The 20,770-nt window shown below is 44.7% G+C and carries 19 protein-coding genes; 2 read left to right on the top strand and 17 right to left on the bottom strand.

From position 1 onward, the window contains the following. Positions 1-68: 68 nt before the first annotated feature. From F6X55_RS07865 to F6X55_RS07820, 10 genes are all read right to left on the bottom strand, one after another. Positions 69-1,070, bottom strand: coding sequence for an LLM class flavin-dependent oxidoreductase (locus tag F6X55_RS07865; protein ID WP_153462635.1), 1,002 nt, complete (start codon positions 1,068-1,070; stop codon positions 69-71). Positions 1,071-1,105: 35 nt separating this feature from the next. Beyond that, on the bottom strand, positions 1,106-1,519 hold the full coding sequence (locus F6X55_RS07860) for a GNAT family N-acetyltransferase (RefSeq protein WP_237648617.1): 414 nt from the start codon (positions 1,517-1,519) through the stop codon (positions 1,106-1,108). A gap of 122 nt (positions 1,520-1,641) precedes the next feature. Beyond that, positions 1,642-2,307, bottom strand: a complete 666-nt coding sequence (gene hisIE / locus F6X55_RS07855; protein WP_026570228.1) for a bifunctional phosphoribosyl-AMP cyclohydrolase/phosphoribosyl-ATP diphosphatase HisIE — start codon at positions 2,305-2,307, stop codon at positions 1,642-1,644. Next, positions 2,288-3,055: an imidazole glycerol phosphate synthase subunit HisF gene (hisF, locus tag F6X55_RS07850; RefSeq protein WP_153462633.1), complete on the bottom strand. Its 768-nt coding sequence runs from the start codon at positions 3,053-3,055 to the stop codon at positions 2,288-2,290. Before hisF ends, hisIE begins: the two co-directional genes overlap by 20 nt. Then, complete coding sequence (gene hisA / locus F6X55_RS07845) at positions 3,052-3,756, bottom strand: 1-(5-phosphoribosyl)-5-[(5-phosphoribosylamino)methylideneamino]imidazole-4-carboxamide isomerase (protein WP_026570230.1); 705 nt, start codon at positions 3,754-3,756, stop codon at positions 3,052-3,054. Before hisA ends, hisF begins: the two co-directional genes overlap by 4 nt. Then, positions 3,753-4,352: an imidazole glycerol phosphate synthase subunit HisH gene (gene hisH, locus F6X55_RS07840; protein ID WP_026570231.1), complete on the bottom strand. Its 600-nt coding sequence runs from the start codon at positions 4,350-4,352 to the stop codon at positions 3,753-3,755. The genes hisA and hisH overlap by 4 nt, the downstream gene beginning before the upstream one ends. Further along, on the bottom strand, positions 4,349-4,936 hold the full coding sequence (hisB, locus tag F6X55_RS07835) for an imidazoleglycerol-phosphate dehydratase HisB (RefSeq protein ID WP_153462631.1): 588 nt from the start codon (positions 4,934-4,936) through the stop codon (positions 4,349-4,351). The genes hisH and hisB overlap by 4 nt, the downstream gene beginning before the upstream one ends. Further along, a complete protein-coding gene (hisD, locus tag F6X55_RS07830) occupies positions 4,920-6,233 on the bottom strand; it encodes a histidinol dehydrogenase (RefSeq protein ID WP_153462629.1) in 1,314 nt (437 codons plus the stop codon). The genes hisB and hisD overlap by 17 nt, the downstream gene beginning before the upstream one ends. Then, positions 6,230-6,850, bottom strand: a complete 621-nt coding sequence (gene hisG, locus F6X55_RS07825) for an ATP phosphoribosyltransferase (protein ID WP_153462627.1) — start codon at positions 6,848-6,850, stop codon at positions 6,230-6,232. The genes hisD and hisG overlap by 4 nt, the downstream gene beginning before the upstream one ends. Beyond that, positions 6,847-7,977, bottom strand: coding sequence for an ATP phosphoribosyltransferase regulatory subunit (locus F6X55_RS07820; protein WP_026771301.1), 1,131 nt, complete (start codon positions 7,975-7,977; stop codon positions 6,847-6,849). Before F6X55_RS07820 ends, hisG begins: the two co-directional genes overlap by 4 nt. A 196-nt stretch (positions 7,978-8,173) precedes the next feature. On the opposite strand from F6X55_RS07820, the gene hisJ reads away from it, so the two are divergent. Next, positions 8,174-9,007, top strand: coding sequence for a histidinol-phosphatase HisJ (gene hisJ, locus F6X55_RS07815; protein ID WP_153462624.1), 834 nt, complete (start codon positions 8,174-8,176; stop codon positions 9,005-9,007). 104 nt (positions 9,008-9,111) lie between these two features. Here the strand turns inward: hisJ and F6X55_RS07810 are convergent, their stop codons facing one another. The 4 genes from F6X55_RS07810 to F6X55_RS07795 all read right to left on the bottom strand — a co-directional run bounded on the left by F6X55_RS07810 (position 9,112) and on the right by F6X55_RS07795 (position 15,117). Beyond that, entirely contained in the window at positions 9,112-9,303 is a 192-nt protein-coding gene (locus F6X55_RS07810; RefSeq protein WP_026570237.1) for a DUF4025 domain-containing protein, read from the bottom strand. An 87-nt stretch (positions 9,304-9,390) separates the two neighbouring features. Further along, a complete protein-coding gene (locus tag F6X55_RS07805) occupies positions 9,391-13,026 on the bottom strand; it encodes a dynamin family protein (RefSeq protein WP_153462622.1) in 3,636 nt (1,211 codons plus the stop codon). A gap of 493 nt (positions 13,027-13,519) precedes the next feature. Beyond that, a complete protein-coding gene (locus F6X55_RS07800) occupies positions 13,520-14,563 on the bottom strand; it encodes a C45 family autoproteolytic acyltransferase/hydrolase (RefSeq protein WP_026570239.1) in 1,044 nt (347 codons plus the stop codon). A gap of 86 nt (positions 14,564-14,649) precedes the next feature. Then, a complete protein-coding gene (locus tag F6X55_RS07795) occupies positions 14,650-15,117 on the bottom strand; it encodes a CBS domain-containing protein (RefSeq protein ID WP_026570240.1) in 468 nt (155 codons plus the stop codon). A 249-nt stretch (positions 15,118-15,366) separates the two neighbouring features. Here F6X55_RS07795 and F6X55_RS07790 point away from each other — a divergent pair, with 249 nt between their 5' ends. Continuing rightward, on the top strand, positions 15,367-17,319 hold the full coding sequence (locus tag F6X55_RS07790; RefSeq protein ID WP_037329031.1) for an AMP-binding protein: 1,953 nt from the start codon (positions 15,367-15,369) through the stop codon (positions 17,317-17,319). A 185-nt stretch (positions 17,320-17,504) separates the two neighbouring features. Here the strand turns inward: F6X55_RS07790 and F6X55_RS07785 are convergent, their stop codons facing one another. The 3 genes from F6X55_RS07785 to F6X55_RS07775 are packed head-to-tail and all read right to left on the bottom strand — an operon-like array spanning position 17,505 to position 20,760. Beyond that, positions 17,505-19,040 (bottom strand): acyl-CoA carboxylase subunit beta, encoded by a 1,536-nt coding sequence (locus F6X55_RS07785; RefSeq protein ID WP_237648616.1) that lies wholly within the window; start codon positions 19,038-19,040, stop codon positions 17,505-17,507. 18 nt (positions 19,041-19,058) lie between these two features. After that, the gene (locus tag F6X55_RS07780) at positions 19,059-19,844 is read right to left on the bottom strand and encodes an enoyl-CoA hydratase-related protein (protein ID WP_268744586.1); all 786 of its coding nucleotides are present in this window, start codon (positions 19,842-19,844) and stop codon (positions 19,059-19,061) included. Further along, positions 19,834-20,760, bottom strand: a complete 927-nt coding sequence (locus tag F6X55_RS07775; protein WP_153462619.1) for a hydroxymethylglutaryl-CoA lyase — start codon at positions 20,758-20,760, stop codon at positions 19,834-19,836. The genes F6X55_RS07780 and F6X55_RS07775 overlap by 11 nt, the downstream gene beginning before the upstream one ends. Between the last annotated feature and the right edge of the window lie 10 nt (positions 20,761-20,770).

Here is a 20,770-nt window from a genome sequence, read left to right as displayed (position 1 = left end):
TGCCTATTATTCCTTTCTCCTCTAATAGTTTACATAATATGATTATGATTTACTGAATCACGTTCTAATCAACCTATCAATGAAAAGGCATCTGCCAACAGTTTGTAAGAATGAAGTTTGGCTTGAAAATCATGGATGTTGGTAATGATCATCAGCTCATCTGTTTGATACTCATCTGCCAACTTCTCCAGCTGGCGCTTTACCTGTTGTTGGTCCCCGATAACCGCCCGTTTTCGGTTTTTTCTTATTGTTTCTTGGTCTTCCTTTGAAAAAGACTTATTTTTCACTTCCTCGATTGAAGGAACCTTTGTATCCCTTCCTTTCCCTACATTCAATAGCCATGCGTCCTGGCTGATCGCCAATTCTTCCGCCTTGCTTTCGGTGTCGGCGCAAACAACGAATACACAGACATTTACGTTTGGCTCATGTTGCCATGTCGATGACTTAAATCGTTCCCGGTATGTTTTGATGGCAGATTTGCCGTTTTCGGGATTGATAAAGTGGCCGTACGTAAAACCAACCCCAAGGTTGGCGGCGTTTTTTGCCCCCCGCTCTGAAAGACCCAATATCCACATATCCGGTGCACTATCGATGCGCGGACCAGCTTTGACAGTTTTATACGGATGTTCTGCTGGCAGCGAGTTATGTAGAAAACCCAATAAATCCGAAGTTTGCCTTGGAAAGGAACTAAGACTTTTTTGCTGTCCGTCGGTAAGTGCCAATCTTGTTGTTTGATTACCTCCCGGGGACCTTCCCAGACCAATATCGATCCTGCCAGGATAAAAAGCCTCCAACGTCTTAAAGTTTTCGGCTACATGAAGCGGACTATATTGGGGTAAGAGGACTCCTCCAGACCCTACTCTGATTGTATCGGTTTTTGCGGCAATTTGGCCGATCAATACTTCCGGCGAAGTGCTAGCCAACCCGCTGGTACTATGGTGTTCTGCAACCCAGTACCTGGTATATCCGAGACTTTCTGTTTCCTGGGCAAGCCTGATTGTATGTTGTAATGCTCGTGCCGGTGATTCTCCTCGCGAAACGGGGGATTGGTCCAATACACTCAACCTCATTGCTGTCACCTTCCCTTTTCAAATGCTTTATAGTATTATTCCTCTATCTTTTTTCTAAATCCATAAAACGCCCGGAAACCATTCTTTTCATAAAACTCCTTTGAGCTGCTTGTGGCCAGCATTTCCATCCTTGTCTCCGGATAAATATCGTGGATGTGGGCCAGCAACTTTTTACCAAGACCTCTCCCGCGGTATGGCTTAGAAATCAACAATTCACAAATGTACAATGTGATTGCTGAATCCGTCAAACCTCTGAGATATCCGACCACTTTCTCCTTGTCTTCCAGTACATAAGTCACTTGCGAACCCTCCCATCCCTGTTTTGCAGCTTCCCGATCTTCTACTAAATTTCCCCACCCTTCACTTGCATTCAAGTTCTGGATCTGGTTGAAATCTTCCGGTTTATATTTACGACATAATACTGAGTGTTCCCCGATTTTCATCTCCATGCAGAATCCACCTGCCTGTTCTATATTTTGGTGTGTCTAGTTTACTATCATCCATCCAAAATAGCCAATCCACCACACAGAAAAACACGTCGACCATTCTGGCCAAACGTGTTTTTTGTCAGTTACCAATTTTCAATTTCTGGACGGTCGCCTTTGCTGTTCCCTTTTTTGTTCGTTCGTCTGTCCAGCTCTTCTTTTACAGCATCAAGTGAAACATCCTGTTCTGCGAGGAGAATGAGACTATGGTACAGTAAATCGCTAATTTCATTTACGACTTCCTGCTTATTGTTGTTTTTAGCTGCTATGACCGCTTCACCGGCCTCTTCGATTACTTTTTTCCCGATTTTATCAATCCCTTTATCAAAAAGATAATTTGTATAAGAATTTTCAACTCGGGTTTCTTTCCGACTCTGGATTTCTGCCATTACTTGATCAAAAACGTTTCCTTGCCTAATTTCCTTCCGCTTTTCTTTTATCTCATCACCTGTCACTTCATAGAAAAAGCAGCTATTTTTTCCGGTATGACAAGCAGGCCCATAGGGGGTAACCCGTAACAGAAGTGAATCGCCATCGCAATCCAGAAATACCGACCGGACAGACTGATAATTCCCAGAAGTAGCGCCCTTATGCCATAATTCCTGACGGGAACGGGAATAAAACCATGTTTGCCCCGTCTCTATTGTTTTTTGATAAGCTGTTTCATCCATATAAGCAACCATTAACACATCTCCTGTCAAATCATCTACGATGACTGCAGGAAGCAGTCCTTTAGAAAAGTCCGGCTTCACGTATATCCACTCCTTGTTCTGCACAGCTTTGCTTTACTTGATCAATCGAGTATATTCGTTCATGGAAGATGGATGCAGCCAAAGCGGCGGAAACACCGGTTTTACGAAACACTTCTCCAAAATGCTCGGGCTTTCCGCAACCACCTGAAGCTATGACAGGGGTGCGGACAGAGTCAACTACAGCTCTTGTCAGTTCCAAGTCGAAGCCGTCTTTCACTCCATCCGTGTCGACACTTGTCAGTAAAATCTCTCCTGCACCTTGCAGTTCTGCTTCTTTTACCCATTTCAAAGCATCTTTACCACTATCCCTGCTGCCACCATGCGTCATGACATGCCAACTATTTCCGATACGTTTCGCGTCCACGGCTACGACCACACATTGCGAACCAAAACGGTCAGCAGCTTCACGAATCAAAGAAGGATTCGCAACAGCGGCTGAGTTCATCCCCACTTTGTCCGCTCCGGCCTGTAGAAGCCTGGTAACATCATCGATCGACTTTACCCCTCCCCCTACTGTAAAGGGTACAAACACCGTTTCTGCTGTCTTTTTGACAATATCGATCATTGTCTGCCTTCCTTCATTGGTAGCTGAAATATCTAGAAAGATGATTTCATCCGCTCCTTCTCGAGAATAAGAAGAAGCCATATCCACAGGGTCGCCCAACTCTCTAAGAGAAACAAAATTAGTTCCTTTCACTACCTTGCCTTCCTTTACATCCAAACATGGGATGATCCGTTTGACGATCAATCGGCAGCCCCCTTTAAAGAAACATGCCCGTCATAAATCGCTTTACCGACGATTGCTTCCTCTATTCCGATGGCTTCCAGGTTGCGGATATCCTCCATATCCTTGATTCCTCCAGAAGCAACTATTTTACAGTCCACTGCTTTGGAAAGTTGTTGTAACGCTTGTAAATTGGGACCGCTCAATGTACCGTCTTTTGAAATATCGGTGAAAACGATTGTGTTAACTCCCAGTTCTTCCATTCTTCCCGCAAAGTCGATAAAATCGGTACCCGATACCGTTTCCCAACCTCTTACGGCGACCTTCCCGTCTTTCGCGTCAATTCCGATAACAATTTGTTCAGGATATGCTTCCAGGACTGCTTGCAAAAATGCATCATCTTCAAGAGCAGATGTTCCTAGAACCAATCTGGAAGCACCTGCTTTTATTAAACACTCGACCGTTTCCATTGTTCTGATTCCTCCGCCGACTTCAACTGGGACTGTAGATAAACCACACAGCCGAGTGATCAGGTCGAGCTGGCTGCCTTTCCCGTTCCGAGCGCCTTCTAAATCTACTATATGAATCATCTCCGCACCATCTCGGATGAATTCAGCCAGCTGTGCTTCCGGGTCCAGGCCTACTTGGGTGGAACGAGAGAAATCTCCTTGATATAAACGGACGCATTTTCCATCGATTAAATCTATTGCCGGGATAATTTTCATCTTACTGCCTCCTGAAGAAATGTCTTTAATATGTCGACGCCGACTTCTCCGCTTTTTTCCGGGTGAAACTGAATGCCATATACATTCTCCCTTCTCACAATAGCCGGCACAGTCATTCCGTATTCCGCTGTTGCCGCGATATAAGCTGCATTTGTTTTTGCAGCGAAGCTATGGACAAAGTAAACGTGTTTTCCTTTGAATTGCGAAAATGGATTACCATTTCCTTCTGCCTTCAAGGCGTTCCATCCAATATGCGGCAGAATATGTTCTGTTTCCATTTTTTCAATTGTGCCCGGAAGGATAGAAAGCCCCTTTGTTTTCCCGCCTTCAAAACCTTCAGAAAACAGTAGTTGCATTCCCAGACAGATACCTAAAAAAGGTTTTTTCTTTGCCATTTCTTGCAGCAGATTCTTTAAACCTCGATCTTCTATTTCTTTCATGGCCGCTTGAAAAGACCCGACCCCCGGAAGAATGAGGTGTGTGGCTTTCTGCAAAGTTTCCCTGTCATCAGTAATCGTCACTTCGTATCCGAGCTTACGGAACGCTGTCGATACACTTGCCACATTCCCCATGCCGTAATCTACTATCGCAATCATTCGATAAGCCCCTTTGTCGAATTCACTCCATCAATAGCCGGATTGATGGCGATCGCTTCAGCAAAAGCTCTTCCGAGTGCTTTAAAAATCGCTTCTATCTTATGATGCGTATTCGAGCCATGGAGTACCTTCGCATGCAAAGTTATCCCTGCTTGAAAGGCGAATGCCTGTAAAAACTCCTTCACTAATTCTGTGTCAAAGTTTCCTAAGTTCGGAGAAGAAAAAGCTGCATCGAGTACTAGAAACGGCCTTCCGCTAATATCAATGGCCACAAATCCAAGCGATTCATCCATGGGTACATAAGCGTGGCCATACCGATTGATTTTTTGTTTGTCCCCCAGGGCTGTCCGGATGGTTTGCCCTAAAACAATTCCCACATCTTCGACAGTATGATGACTATCAATATGTAAGTCACCGTCTGCTTCTACCCGTAGGCCAATTCTTCCATGACGGGCAAACAATTCTAGCATATGATCAAAAAACCCCACTCCCGTTGTGATGGACACAACTGCCGCGTCGTCGAGATTGCAACTGACGTCGACCACCGTTTCATTGGTCTTTCTTTGTCTACTGGCTGTTCTCATTGTTTCCGCTCCCTTCTTTCATTCCTGCTCTTTGTTTCACTGCTCGGGCATGCCCCTCGAGCTCCTCTTTTTCCGCTATATTGCACACATGGGTGGACGCTGATTGCAAAGCCTTTTCCGAATAATAAAGAAAGGTTGTTTTTTTAATAAAATCGTCTACAGACAAGCCGGAAGAAAATCTTGCTGTACCGGCTGTTGGCAATACATGGTTGGGACCTGCGTAATAATCGCCCAACGCTTCTGGCGTATAGCTGCCGAGGAATACGGAACCCGCATTCCGAATTTTCCCCAGTTGTTGAAGCGGTGCAACTGTCTGGATTTCCAAATGCTCAGGGGCTAGCCGGTTTGCCAGTTTAAATGCCTCATCTACATCATCCACCAGGACAATTGCCCCGTTTTCTCTTAGTGATGCTTCCGCAATTTCCCGTCTTGGCAGGCTGGCACATTGCAGTTTCACCTGTATGTCTGCCTTTTCGGCCAGACTCTGCGAAGTAGTGAGCAATACCGCCCTGGCCGCTTTATCATGCTCTGCTTGCGCAATCATGTCTGCTGCTACATATGCCGGATCAGCCGTGTCATCAGCAATTATGCAGACTTCAGAAGGTCCGGCGATCATGTCAATGCCTACATCTCCAAACACCAGTGACTTGGCGGCAGCCACATAGGCATTGCCGGGACCGACGATCTTATCTACAGATGGAATGGATTCTGTTCCATAGGCAAGGGCTGCTATCGCCTGAATCCCTCCGATTCTATAGATGCAATCTATACCGGCGATGTCTGCGGCAACCAACAATATCGGAGAGATGGAGTCCCCGTTTCTTGCAGGAGTTACCATGATTACTTGTTGGACGCCCGCCAGAACAGCAGGTATCGCATTCATCAGTACAGTTGATGGATAACTTGCTGTCCCGCCAGGAACATAAATTCCGGCCCGCTCAATGGCCCGATACAATTGGCCGGACATTATATCTTCTGTCATGTCCATGAATCTTGTATTTTGCAACTGTTTTTCATGGAAGGATTTAATATTGTCGGCAGCGGCTCGCAACGAACTGATGACCTCGTCAGATACCTTTTCCCACGCTCGCTGCCTTTCATCACTTTCCACCAGCCAAGCGTCGGGTACCTCCCCGTCAAACTTTTTCACGTATCTTTTTAATGCTTCATCTCCATTCGACCTGATATCATCAATCACTTGTTTAGCTGTTTGCAAAATGCCATCATCAAGCCGACTGCCCATCTTCCTATGCAAGAACAGTTCGGAGAATTCCTCCGCTGAATAAGTGGGTATCATTGAACAGACACTCCTTTCTGCATAGCTTCTACAACAGGGGAGAGGAGTTCCTTCTTTATTTTTAAAGAAGAGCGGTTGGCGATGCACCGCGCACTATAATGATGGAACTCGTCTTTTATGACCAGCCCGTTTTCTCTCAACGTCGTGCCGGTTTCCACTATATCGACAATACCGTCTGCCAATCCGAGAATCGGAGCGAGTTCAACCGAGCCTTCCAGCTTCACGATATCGACCGACTCACCTTTTTTCCTGAAATATTCTTTCGTAATGCCGGGATATTTACTGGCAATGATCCGTTTGCGCTCGGGCCAGTTGATCCCCGTTTCGGCGGCAAGAGCCATCCGGCATTTACCGAATGGAAGAGGCAGCAAGTTAAAGACGTCGGGCTGAAATTCGGCAAGGATGTCTTCCCCGACTATTCCCAAATCGGCAATCCCATGTTCTACATAGGTGGTGACATCCACCCCTTTGGCAAATACGAATTGGAACTCTTCCGTTTCGACCCTTAGCTTCCTTCCTTTGTCCACCAAAGAGGTTATATCGTAATCTAAAGATTGAAAAAACTCCAAAAATTGCTTTTCCAAACGTCCTTTTGTTAAAGCTATGCAAGGTTTCATCGTTCCACCGCCTTCCAACCATTCCCTTTTCTTGTTATCTCCCAAATACGGTCATAATTCTTTGATTCTTTTTCCGGTAAGTCGTAGCGTATATCCACAATCTTGTCAGGAAAATCGGTGCGAATCTGCTCGGCAAATGCGTGGCTTTCCGGTTCTGCACAGAGGCAGATTTTCTCCCGCTTTTGAGCAGGCTTTATTTGATCAGCTAATATATCCACATCGAACGCAAGTCCCACAGCAGAATGACGTTCACCAAATTGCTCATACAGTTTATCGTACCTGCCTCCCGAGAAGCATGTGGAGCCATTCTCCCTAAGGTATCCCCTGAACATCGTTCCACAATAGTAAGGAAGGTTCTTTACCCTGCCCAAGTCTACCAAAATCCCCTTTATACCGCAGTCATTCAATAGCTTCACAAGGCTTTTCAAATGCTCTACGATTTCGAGAAGATGCTGATTGTTTTTCCAGTGTTTTTCATAGACTTCCAATATTTCCACAGACCCATAAGCATCCACCAGTTCTGTCAGTTGTTCTGCGATCGTCCGGGAACCTGCGTGATTCGCCAATTGAAAAACTTCATCCTTTCGTTTATCATGCATTGCCTGTCTCAGTCTCTCTGCTTGTACAGAATCAAGTTTTAAAGGCGCTGCCAACAGTTCGAAAATTTCTGAATGCCCCAATTCGATTAAATAGTCCTCCACCTCCAAAGCCTGTAAGTAATCGGCCGCTGTCAGCAAGGACTCACTTTCCCCCAGGAATGAGGGAGCATAGACAATTTCAATTCCCGCCTGCCTGCTTTCCATTCCTGGTTTATCACTGCGGAATACAGACCCCTGATAGCACCATTTATGTTCTGAATGGGACTGCTTCACTAACGCCCTTGCAACGGCGGTCGTCCAGTCGGGCCGAAGCACCTCGATTTCCCCCTCGTGGTTAAACCATTTTAACATCGGCTGCAAGGCCATTCCTGTGTAGCCGTTAGTAAACGTTTGGGCATATTCGACCACCGGTGTTGAAATCGGTTGATAATTCCGTCGTTCGGTAATTTCCGTAAAAACTTCAAAAGCCCGAAATCGTTTGTTTATTTGTTGACCGACTTCGTCCTGACTTCCAGCAGGCAAAAACATATGAACACCACTTTCTGTTATTTCCTTTATTATTTTACCACTCTACCACTTTACTTAAGTAAAGTATCTTGTTAACATGAATTTATCACACTTATGAGGGCGCGTCAACAGGACGGCATGGACAACCAAAAGCAAACAAGCGCTACGCTATCAGGATGAAAAAGCTATAATATAAGTTCAAGAGAGGCGGTAACAAATGAACATTCGCGGAGATTTTCACCTCCATACCCAATTTTGCCCGCATGGCTCCTATGATAAGATGGAAGACTATATAAACCAGGCGATAGAGTCCGGACTTACTCATTTAACTTTCACGGAGCATGCACCGCTTCCAGCTGGCTTTGCCGATCCTGCTCCTATGAAAGACAGCAGTATGCCGGCGAATTCTGTTGAAGATTATTTGCGGGAAGCACGGGAGCTGAAACATAAATACAGAGAAAAGTTAATTATTCAGATCGGGTTTGAAGTCGACTTTATAGTCGGGTTTGAAAAAGAGACTCGTATGTTGCTGGAAAAATGGGGACCCTACATTGATGATGCGATTCTTTCGGTACACATGCTGCGTAGTCCTGAGGGCAAGTTTGTCTGTCTGGATTACAGTGTCGAGGAATTTGCCGCAATCGTCTCCTTTTTCGGTTCCACCGATGCCGTATATGAAGCTTACTACCATGCACTTGTCTTGGCCATAACCAGTGATTTGGGACGTTATAAGCCAAAACGGCTTGGCCATATCACCCTCGTGGAAAAATTCAAACAAACTTTTCCGACCTCTCGGGAATACGATCGGGAAATCAAGGACATTCTTGAAAAAGTGGCCGAAAATGGAATGGAACTGGATATCAATACAGCTGGTTTATATAAAAAGCATTGTCGATCCATTTATCCTACCGATAAATTTATCCGCCATGCTTATGAATTAGGGATTCCCCTAGTGCCAGGTTCCGATAGTCACCAAGCCGACCATATTGCGAGGGGCTTTCAGAGGCTTCCAGACCTTAGTTACTCTCTTCCTCAAGGATTTTGTAAATAAATTCTGTTTCAAAAAACAAAACCGAACGAATTTGATCATCCTTTCAAATCCGCTCGGTTTTTGCTTTGGTGACCATGCATTTGTCCCGGCCACTTTTTGGTCGTTTATTTGGTTTTTCCCTGTTTATCTTTTTCTTCGCTGCGGTCTATTGTACCGTCCGTAAGCCCGCTCTCGACTTGTTTATGTGTCTTATCCAGGCCTTTTTCTACGTCGGTATCCTTGGAGGTTTCTCCTTTATAATTTTTTTCTGATAGTTCTTTGCTTTGGTCGTTTGTTTCTTTATCTTTGTCAGCCATGGTTTGCCTCCTTGATGATATAATCTTTCCCACTTATTACATTTACGTTCTTTCCAATTTTTAAACCTTTTAAAGCAAGATTGACCATCACCAAGGCAACATCGCGGTAACTTTTTGTTTCTTTTTTTCCAATTCATCGACGTCAACGTCATCCGCCAAACTATAAAGCAATCCCTCGAAGTATTGGGAAATCGACTCCAAGTATTCTTTTTTAATCTTCGCTAAGCAGTTGTCCCATTGTTCGTTGTACCAATCTGAAATTTTTTGCTTGTTGTCTAAAAGGTAGTGATCCACCATTGGATCAAGCGCCTCCTGGAGACGCTGTTTGACCTTTTCTTTCCCGTTTTTCTCAAAAAAGTGCTTTGCTGATTTATACATGGCCAGTGCGGGCTTAAACTGCTCCATACCCACCTCTTCCATGGGTGAAAAAGCAGGTGTCTCAAATGGATATTCTGTAATGTCAGAAAAAACGATACCAGACTGGATAGTGGAACATGCCTTCTGTAACTGCATGCTCCATTCCTCGGCTTTTTTATTCATGAAACGCTCCATCCGCAGGGAAACCGCCCGTAACTCCTGTGCAAGTTCAAAACCTATGTCTTTCAGCAATGTGTTCAATGCCTGTTGCAACTCATGGTCTGCTGCTTTGCCATCCCCCGAAATCGTCGCCGGGTTGAACGATTCTTTGAAACGGTCAGTGAATTGAATGGACATCCGTTCGTGCACGTAATACAGTTGTTTTTTCAGTTTTTGGTCAATCTCTTTGTTTACAAGTTGAGAATCTGCCGTATCCATGATCTTCTTCATTTCGTCTCTATCTTCTTGATAATGTTGCTTTTTCCGCTGCTTTTCCTGGTGATCCAAATTCGCCGATTCGATGTATGCTGCAAGTTGATTTTCCGTACGTTTTATATCATGTACCGACGAATGGATCATCAACTGCATCATTTCTTCTTTCAGAAATTGATAAAATGCCGCTTCAAACTCATCCATGCCGGAATTAATTGACCGTTCCCCTTTCCCTTCCTTTTCTTTCATGCCCAGGTGACTGGACACAGGAAACAAACGAGGATTTCCAATGCCGAAATCGAGCAGCTGTTCAGCAACATAGTTGGTTACAAGTCGCAATTCCTGTTGGCAGCTTGCTAAGTCTGCTGCATTCACGAGAAAGAACATTTTATCAAGACTGAAGGCATCCTTCACTCTTCCAAGCTGAATTAAAAAATCGCGATCAGCTTTTGAAAAGGGATGGTTATAATAAGTTACAAACAAAATGGCATCTGCTTGCTTAATGTATTGAAAGGCAACATCCGAGTGCCTGGAATTTATGGAATCAGCTCCCGGAGTATCGACCAACGTGATCCCTTGACGGGTCAATGGGCAATCATAGAATAAGTCCATCCATTCCACATAACAGGCAAGCGATTCGTCTGAGACAAACAAAGGAAATTCCGATAACGATACCAACTGCACTGTACCCAGCTGCGATTTTACTTTTCTGTATCCCTCTACGACCGCTGTCAAAAATGATCGATGCATTTCATTCAAGCCATTCAGATTGACTCCGCCATTTTGCTGCAGCCAGACAATTATCTCCGAGAGTGTGTGAAACTCCGGTTTCTTTTCGTTTGATCCTTCCAAAATATCCTTCAATTCATGGAAAACTTCCGACTCACTCTTACATTTAACTCTCACGCTACCATGTGGGAATTCTTCCGTCGGAGGACAAATCCTGTTGATTGCCGCTGTGGTAGGATTTGGTGAAACAGGCAGGACACGTCCGCCCAATAGCACGTTAGCAAATGAAGACTTACCAGCACTGAACGCTCCAAATAAAGCAATCGTAATATCATGTTTTGCCAGTTTCTCACGTTTCAGAGATAAATCCTGATAGATTGCATGGAACCCTGTTACATCCTTGATTTGCTCCATTGTCCGTTCTATGATTTCGACAGTTTTCTTCACCGACTGATTGCCAGGCTGGCTGACTTCTTCGACGGAAGGAAGTTCGGGGATTGTCCCGGAATGTTCGGGCTGGACAGTTACTCCCTCTTGCTCCCGAAAGAGAATGCTATCTTTCTTCTCCTGAATTTGCCGCCTCATCTTCTCGATTGTTTGCCGGAGAAATGATTGGTCGTTCCCTATTTGATACATGCTGTTTTTCTCTGATTGGAACCGTTCATCCAGTTTGAATAGCTTTTCTTCCAAACGATGATATTCCTCCGCCCGTTCGACTATTCGGGTTTGTTGGCGTTGATGCGTTTCTACTTGTTGACGGACCAAGGATGAAAATTCTGCAATAATGCTCATTGCCAACTGTTTTGCCGAATGCTTGATTGCTTGAGAGACATCTTCCGTATAAACCAGCAAGTACTCACCATTTAACGTAGCCCCTGGCTTTATTATGTCCTTCAGTTGCCTTATTGGAAAGTGTACCGAGAATTGCTGGATTGAATTAATGAAGGAAGTGTCATTTATATCCCATTGTCTTGCCGTTTCCAATAATTTATCACGTATTTTCCAGTCGATGGCTGCTTCGATTGTTTTGGTAAGTGACTCGCCAAATTCAAACAAGCGCTGCTCGCGAACTTGCTCGATCTTGTTTTTGCCGGCAAACATCCCCGGTTTAAACTTTGGCTGCATCGATTCCAAAAAAGCCCTCGCCTGTTCACGGAGCTCGAATGGCATCAAGTAAGCATTTTTCAACGTCGAATCCACTGCATTTCTCAGGCTCTTCTCCGCCTGATCGGGCAAATCTTCCAGCCTTTTCAATTCCCTTCTGGCCTCTTCTGCCGAATTTGCTTCTCCCTTACCGTCCAAACGATATAATTGGGCGTAATATTCCGCTTTCTCCTGGTCTATTTTTTCTTTGTAGGAATACAGATAATCGGATGCCAGTTTTTTAGCGGAAACCCCCACAGTTTCCTCTACCAAGTCATCTTTATCCTTCATCAATAGCTGCACTTCTTCCCGCAATGCCTGCGACTGATTAAAGGCATGTTCCGTATCCTTTAAGCTGGTATAAAAAATGGCTTCGGGCTTCAAAGACCATTTTTCCAAAGCACCAAGCAAACTGTTTTGAAATTGTTGAAATGTCAATTCTTTTTCCTGGTGTTTGTCGACTTGATTGACCACGACATAAAAACGCTTTCCTGACTGCTGGATTTGTTTCATAAACGCTAAATTGACCTCTGATTGAACATGATTATAATCCATCACATAAAAAAGCACGTCCACCAAATGTAAAGATGACTCTGTTATTACTCTGTCTGCATCGTTGGATGAATCGATCCCTGGTGTATCCAGCAAGGCCACACCTGATGGGAGATGCTCGTTCTTGGAAGCTATTTCGACTCGTGTTATTTCATCCCCGTTTTTGCAATGCGCTTGAATGATGTCGAAATCATAAGGCTCTTTATACAGCAATGGAGCGCCCTCTTTAAAATACACACGGGCAGTCCCATCCCCGGCTTGTATTTTAACGACATTGGCACTGGTCGGAATCGGGCTGGAGGGTAACAGGTCATCTCCAAGCAACTCGTTGATCATCGTTGACTTACCTGCCGAAAAGTGCCCTGCAAAACAAATGGCAAACTCATGGGAATCAATCTTCTCCAACAAGTCAAGCGCTTTATCTGCTAATTCCTGTTCTCCATTTTCTGTGAATTTGGCATACAACTCTGCAACATACTGAGTTGTGGACTGACTTACTGTGCTGTTCATTTGTGTTTATGCTCCCTTTTTGCTGGATTTAGAAGTGTACAACACAGTAATACTGGTGAGTATACACCTCATTGCTTGCCTATCGGCGCAAATGATGGAAACTCGATGGTCTTCTCTACTCTCGAACAAAAGAGGGTTAGTACGGCGTTGCAGGCACTCCGTCAGAAACACTTCCGATTTTCTAAACGCAGTTACAGTCCATCCTACTTTCAACAGCTAGTACTCCATCCAATTCTAGCCAGGCAGCCAGCAGCGAGATTTCGCTGGATAGAAGCTTAAGCGTCTTCCACGGAAAGCGAATGTTTGCCATACCTTGTATTACCCATCATTCTCAAAAGGATAGGCAGAGAAGACCATGTGAGTTCGTAATATAGATAGCTTGAACATACCATAATCTTTTAGATAATCCATTTTAAAAACGCCTTATAAATCTGACAAAGATATTATACGTGCAATCAATCGAAATGACCATAGCGAATAAAATCCTGCCGAGTCATGATTCCATAAACGGCAGCTCTTCATCAGTATTTAAGTGTCCGATTAACTGTTTTACTTTGGTGTCCTTTCCTAGCAGCCAATCCTTAAAAGACAAAATGAACGGTTCCCGGTCGCTCCCAACCGCAAACCATACTGACAGTTCCGTTGGGAGATAGACAGAAGTGTGCAGTGTACCGGCCCAGTTTGTATATTTTTCCGAGTAAATTCCTTTGGCTTTATCATTGAACAACCGGAATGCTTCATACGGAGAAGTCAGCTTGCTTTTTTCTTCTAATAACAGCTTTTTCCTCCGTTTTGAGTCGGCTAAATGGTAGCGGTTTTCTCCTTCCAAGATGTCAAAATGATTGGTGCTTAAAGGTTCATCTTTGACAACGACTCCTCTTGGTGTTGCTTCTACTACCTTGGAGGTACCGAATTGATCAAACAAAACATAATTGAAGGAATGTCTGTGAGGGAGCTGTCTCAGCATATCAGCAGCTTCCTCGCTGTTTTTGCAGGTTTCCAATACCATGCGAGTGATCGTATTGCATATAAAGCCGTCCCCTGGTTTTCTCCGATGTACAAAGTTATAGCCGATAATCAAACCATGTTCGTTCATCCCGTCAGCTCTTCCGGTAATTCGTTGACTGGGACCAATCGTCGCATAGCCGTCTACAGGTTGAAACAAAACGAAACGGCCTTCATATGTCTTAGGATGATAATCATAATTGCGAACCAGGTAATCACGCCCAGTCAGGATGGAACAGCCAGAAGGGTGCCACTCCTGCTGATAACCGCTATAATCTCGCACAGTTTCCTCCAGCGGGAGCTCGAGACCTTCCGAAAGCCCTTCCAGCTCTTCCCACAAGTGAGGCATGTATGTTTTGATCGTTTTCTTGGCTTTATGAAAGTCGACAATATATCGAGGTCTTTTCCTGGGTTGATTGACCCGTGAATAGTTCTTTTGCAAAGCAGAGTCTTTCAGTCTTTCTCCTTGTTCAAAGCCGAACTGAGCGTGGCTGCCTCTGAACTCCAAAAAGCTTGTGGTGACTTTTTTCATTTATATTTCCTTTTCTTCTGTTAGATTTTTTGTTCAGTTTTTCTGCAAGCAGTAAAACCACCGCGCAGAACAATCGATTTTATGTTCTATTCCAATTCCTTGATTAACTGATTGGATATATAGCGGATTAGGTCTCCCCTGCTGATCACACCTACCACTCTGCCGGCGTCATTGACAACTGGTATTTTCTTAAAACCATTCTCCGCAAGAATCTCAAGTGCCTTTTCCAGATTATCATCAGGCTTTACCTTATAAAGCTTTTGCTTTCTCATCATATCCTCTACTGGCAGATGAATCGAGCTTTTCAATTTATCTTTCAAATCCTGGCGTTCACTCACTAGGACAAGTGTGTAAATATCATATATGGTCCTTCCCTGCGGCTGCAAAAAGCGGATGACATCTCCGTCACTGATCATTCCCTGCAGCACTCCCTGTTTATCAACGACAGGAACACCGCCGATTTTGTTGGCAACAAGGATTTCCAATAACTCCTTTATTGTTACGTTTTCTTCAATTTTCACTACGTCTCTGATCATAAACTCGCTGATTTTCATCTTAACACCTCGGGTTTTTATTTTGTTTTTCATTCCTTTGTCGATGAACGGTTCAGTCTTTAGCAGACCAAAAAAGGACGTCTCTATTTATAGCGTATCATGGAAATATCGCAGTTGGAATAATATTGCTTTTTCCTCAGACGATCCATAAGCTTTTTCCTTCAATTCCTTTGGAAAATACCGCTGATAAACTTTTCTCGTTCATGTATAATGTTTTATGTAAGCACTTACATTTAGGGGGCGGTTGATTTGGCAAATACGACAAAGGCGGCATGGATTCCATCAAAAGATATTCTGCAAAAGTCCCGGCTTGGGAATTGGATGCAGAGGCTTGGATTTACCGATTATGATTCTTTTCATCAAGAATCAATAAAAAAAATCGACTGGTTTTGGCGGGAGGCTGTAAAAGAACTGGATATTTCCTGGTTTTCCACCCCTAGCGTCACTCTTGATTTATCAAAAGGGGTCCAGTATCCCGATTGGTTTGTGGGAGGAAAGGTAAATGTCGCATATAATGCTGTTGAAAAGTGGGCGGACGACCCATCGACCCGTCACCGAACGGCACTCATCTGGGAAGGGGACGATCAAGAAAAAAAGGTCTATACATATGAGCAGTTGAATGTGGCAGCAAATGCAGCAGCGAACGGACTAAAACAACTAGGGGCAAAGCATGGAGACGTCATTTTTTTATATATGCCGATGATTCCAGAAACGGTAATTGCAATGCTGGCGATTTCGAAAATCGGAGCTGTATTCACACCTGCTTTTTCCGGTTATATGGCAGATGCTGTATCGGCGCGACTCGAAGCTTCTGGTGCAAAATTTTTAATTACTGCAGACGGTTACTACCGACGAGGAAAAGTAGTAAATATGAAACAGGAAGCAGATAAAGCAGCCGATCAATCCAACTCACTTGAGAAAGTGATCGTAGTGGAAAGAATCGGCGGTACGGCATCCTGGATAACAAGCAGAGACGTGGCCTGGGAAACCATTACCCAAAATAGGAGGGAATTCAAAGCTGATATAATGGACAGTTCTGAACCCTTCATGATTATTTATACTTCTGGTACAACCGGGAAACCGAAAGGAACAGTACACACCCATGCAGGATTTCCGATAAAAGCAGCATTCGATGCGGGAATTTGTATGGACGTCAGACCGGATGATAAATTATTTTGGCTTACCGATATGGGATGGATGATGGGTCCGTTCTTGGTTTATGGAGGATTGTTGAACCGGGCAGCGATCGTCTTGTTTGAAGGTACACCAGATTATCCAGGACCCGATCGACTCTGGCAACTGACGGAAGAGCTCCAGTTAAGCCATTTAGGTGTTTCTCCTACTTTAATCCGCAGCTTAATGCAGTACGGGACAACGCCCGCCGAACCATATGTATTAAGCAGTCTGCGATTATTCGCTTCTACTGGCGAGCCTTGGAACGAAAAACCATGGAATTGGCTTTTCGAGGATATCGGAAATAAAAAAATCCCCATTTTTAACTATTCAGGCGGAACAGAAACATCCGGTGGTATTTTGGGGAATGTGTTGGTAAAACCGATTCAACCCGCTAATTTCAATGCGCCGCTCCCTGGTATGGCCGCAAATGTTTTCAACCAGGAAGGACTGTCAGTAACCGGAGAAGTTGGAGAGCTTGTATTGCAACAGCCTTGGGTGGGGATGACAAAGGGATTTTACAAGGATGACAATCGGTATGAAGCGACTTACTGGAACCGGTGGAAAGACACTTGGGTTCATGGAGACTGGGTGATTAAAAATGAAGATGGCTATTTCAACATAACCGGCCGATCGGATGATACCTTGAATATTGCTGGAAAAAGAATCGGACCTACTGAGATAGAATCTTGTTTAGTAAGTCATCCTGCGGTTGCTGAAGCCGGGGTGATAGGATTGCCCGATGAACTGAAGGGAGAAACCGCTGCTGCATTCGTTGTAGTACACAGTTACATGGAACCGACCGAACAAAAAAAAGAAGAAATACTCACCCATCTGAAAAATCGCTTAGGCAAAGCGCTGGCTCCCAAGCAGCTTTACTTTCTTTCCGATTTACCGAAAACGCGTAACGCCAAAGTGATGCGGCGTGCTTTGAAAACAGCGTTTCTCGGTCAGTCCAGTGGTGACCTGAGCGCTCTCGTTAATCCAGACATCCTGGAAGAAATAGCTGCACTTCGAAAAAAGGAATAAAACTGTGCTTCCCCGCCAGCTTTGCTTTTTGAGAGCAAACTTGAAATCAGTTTTGAAAATACTATTGCTCCTGGAGGATGAATCGAAGGTTACAAGAATGGATGCGTCGACCAGTGTTTGTTTCGTAAAAAAGCACTCCCCCATCAGAATTTGATACGAAGGGGGAGTGCCTTTTTCCTTATTCCTCAAACTGGATATACACCATGTTTCCGTTCAGTGAACTGCAGTCTTTTACTTCGATAAAAAGCAAATCTTGTAATAAGTTCTCTTCTTAATCTATCCGGTTCAATCACAGCATCGACAACCATTTCGGAGGCCAGTCGGTAAATATCGATATTTTTCTTATATTCCTCCTGCTTATCGCGGATAAAAGATAACCGCTCATCTTCCGGGAGTTCTGCAATCTTGTTGGCATAGACCGCATTGACAGCAGCTTCAGGCCCCATGACTGCAATTTGTGCACTGGGCAAAGCCAACGTACAATCCGGTTCAAACGCAGGACCTGCCATGGCGTATAATCCCGCGCCATATGCTTTCCGTATAACGACTGATATTTTGGGTACTGTCGCTTCACTCATCGCAGCAAGCATTTTTGCACCATGTCTGATTATTCCCGCCCTTTCCACTTTGGTTCCTATCATAAAACCTGGGATGTCAGCCAAAAATAGCAAAGGGATATGGAAGGCATCACAAAGTTGGATGAATTTCGCCGCTTTATCTGCAGAGTCAGGAAATAATACACCGCCTTTACTTTTCGGCTGGTTGGCAATTATCCCGATCACCTCCCCATCCATTCTGGCGAAACCGGTTATCAACTCTGTTGCGAACAGCCGCTTGATTTCACAAAAGGAATCTTCATCGATGATGTGATCGATTAATTCATACATATCAAACGGGGCATTTTGATTTTCCGGAATCAACTGACCGATGGTTTTTTCACTTGTTTTCGGTGGGAGCGCCTCTGTTTTTGGGGGCTGGCCCTGATAGTTTTCCGGGAAATAGCGAAGATAATCCCTGGCAAATTCGATTGCTTCCTTTTCAGAATCAGCTAACACATCCCCACACCCCGATACTGTACAATGCATAGCAGCACCGCCCATCTCTTCCAAGGTCACTTTTTCGCCGATCACCTTTTCTGCCATTCGCGGCGATCCCAAATACATGGAAGCATTTCCGGCGACCATGACGACGATATCACAAAAAGCCGGTATGTATGCACCTCCTGCGGCTGATGGTCCAAATAATAAACAAATCTGCGGAACCCTTCCGGAAAGCTTGATTTGATTATGAAAAATTCTGCCTGCACCTCGTCTACCGGGAAACATTTCGACCTGATCGGTTATCCTGGCTCCGGCGGAATCTACCAAATAAAGCATCGGCACATTCAACTTTGCGGCAGTTTCTTGTATTCTTACGATCTTTTCAACCGTCTTCGCCCCCCATGACCCCGCCTTGACTGTAGAATCATTGGCCATGACGCATACCGTGTTGCCGTGGATCCTGCCGATGCCGGTAACCACCCCGTCTGCGGGCAGTGTGTGGTCAAGGCAATTGGCAAACAAGCCGTCTTCCAATTCCATATCGTCGTCAAACAGTTCTTTTAGACGATCTCTCACAAATAGCTTGCCCTTTGCAGTGTTTTTTTGATGATATTTTTCTTCCCCGCCTTCTTTGATCCGGGCTTGATGTGAAGAGCTTTTTTCTGCCTTGTGCGTTTGCATGATCATTCCTCCAATTCTCTATTCTCCGGTAAAAACAGCAGAGCGTTTTTCTTTAAAGGCTTTAAGTCCTTCCAGGCGATCCTTTGTGTTGATGGTTTGCTGGTAACATTGCCCTTCAAATGCCAGCCCTTCAGCTAGTCCCATCTCGAAACCTTTGTTGATTGCTAATTTGGCTTGTTTTAAAGCGACTGGCGCATTTTGGGAAATCTGTTCAGCTAACTGTTCCGCCTTCGTCATTAATTCTTCCGATGGATAAACATAATCGACCAATCCGATCCGTTCTGCACTTTCAGCTGTAATTGGTCTTGCCGTGAATATCAGTTCTTTAGCTTTGGACAGTCCTACCAGACGGCTTAGCCTCTGGGTACCGCCTGCTCCTGGAATGATACCAAGGGAGGTTTCGGTCAAAGCCATTTTACTGTGTGAAGCAGAAATTCTCAGATCACATGCAAGGGCAAGTTCCAAGCCTCCTCCAAATGCGGCTCCGTTCATAACCGCAAGGGTCGGAATCGGAAGTTCACTCACTCTCTGGGTGGTGCTGCCGATTAAATCGACCGTTTCTTTTGTTTGACTTTCTGTCATTCGACTCCTTTCTTTCAGGTCGGCTCCAGCACAAAAAGCTTTCTGTCCAGCGCCAGATATTAATAAACAGCGTATAGCAGGATCGCTTTCCACCTTGGTCAGGACCTCATTAAAACGATGGAGTAATTCCCTGGAAAAAGCATTAGCCGCTCTCGGCCTGTTAATTACAAGCATTGCTATTCGTTCATTTCGTTTTTGGAGGGTTATCAAATCATCTGACAAACGAATCACCTCCCTGCGTGGCAGTTTGCAGTCGCCTTTGCTGGCTTGGAAGCGTTTTTCCGAGACGCTTTTCAATGAAGGCTGCAGCATTCTGTAACCTTGCTTCGTCAACGCCAGTATTGATACCCATTTGTTCAAGCATGAACACCAAATCGTCCGTCGCTAAATTGCCGGATGCTCCCTTGGCATAAGGGCAGCCACCCAGGCCACCCAAAGAAGCATCGAATGTCGCAACTCCGTGCTGTAAGGCAGACCAGACATTGGCTAATGCCATCCCTCGAGTATTGTGAAAATGTAAAGCGATGGTTCCCTCCCTGAAACGGGGCAGCAATTTTGCAAGCAATTCATCTACTTGTTTTGGATTGGCAATCCCAATCGTATCCCCCAAAGATAGCTCATCGATTCCCATAGTAAACAAACGGTCGCAAATTCTCATTACATCCTGTATTTCCACCCGGCCTTGATAAGGACAACCGAAAACTGTCGACAAGTAGGCCCGGACTTTTTTTCGCTCGCATTTGGCGGTGTCCACCACGTCTTGCAATACTGGAAAGGTCTCTTCAATGGATTTGTTGATGTTTTTCCGATTATGACTTTCGCTTACTGACATAAATACAGACACTTCATCGATTCCAGCCGACAATGCCCGTTCCAGCCCCCTTTGGTTGGGAACCAATGCAGCATAAGTAACACCTGGATGGCGATTGATCCCATCAGCCACCTCCTGTGCATCTTTTAACTGGGGAATCCAATCCGGATGAACAAATGAGGTTATTTCAATATAAGATAAACCAGTACGGGACAAAGCATTGATCCAACTGATTTTGTCTTCAGTCGGTAACAGAAGCTTTTCGTTCTGCAGACCGTCGCGCGGGCCCACTTCCTTTACGTTTATTTTCTTGGGCACAACACTCATCAACCCAACC

The organism is Sediminibacillus terrae, from assembly GCF_009602435.1.
Lineage (GTDB): Bacteria > Bacillota > Bacilli > Bacillales > Amphibacillaceae > Sediminibacillus > Sediminibacillus terrae.
The sequence above is the reverse complement of the archived record's forward strand: the minus strand, read 5'-3'. Positions and strand labels throughout refer to the sequence as shown.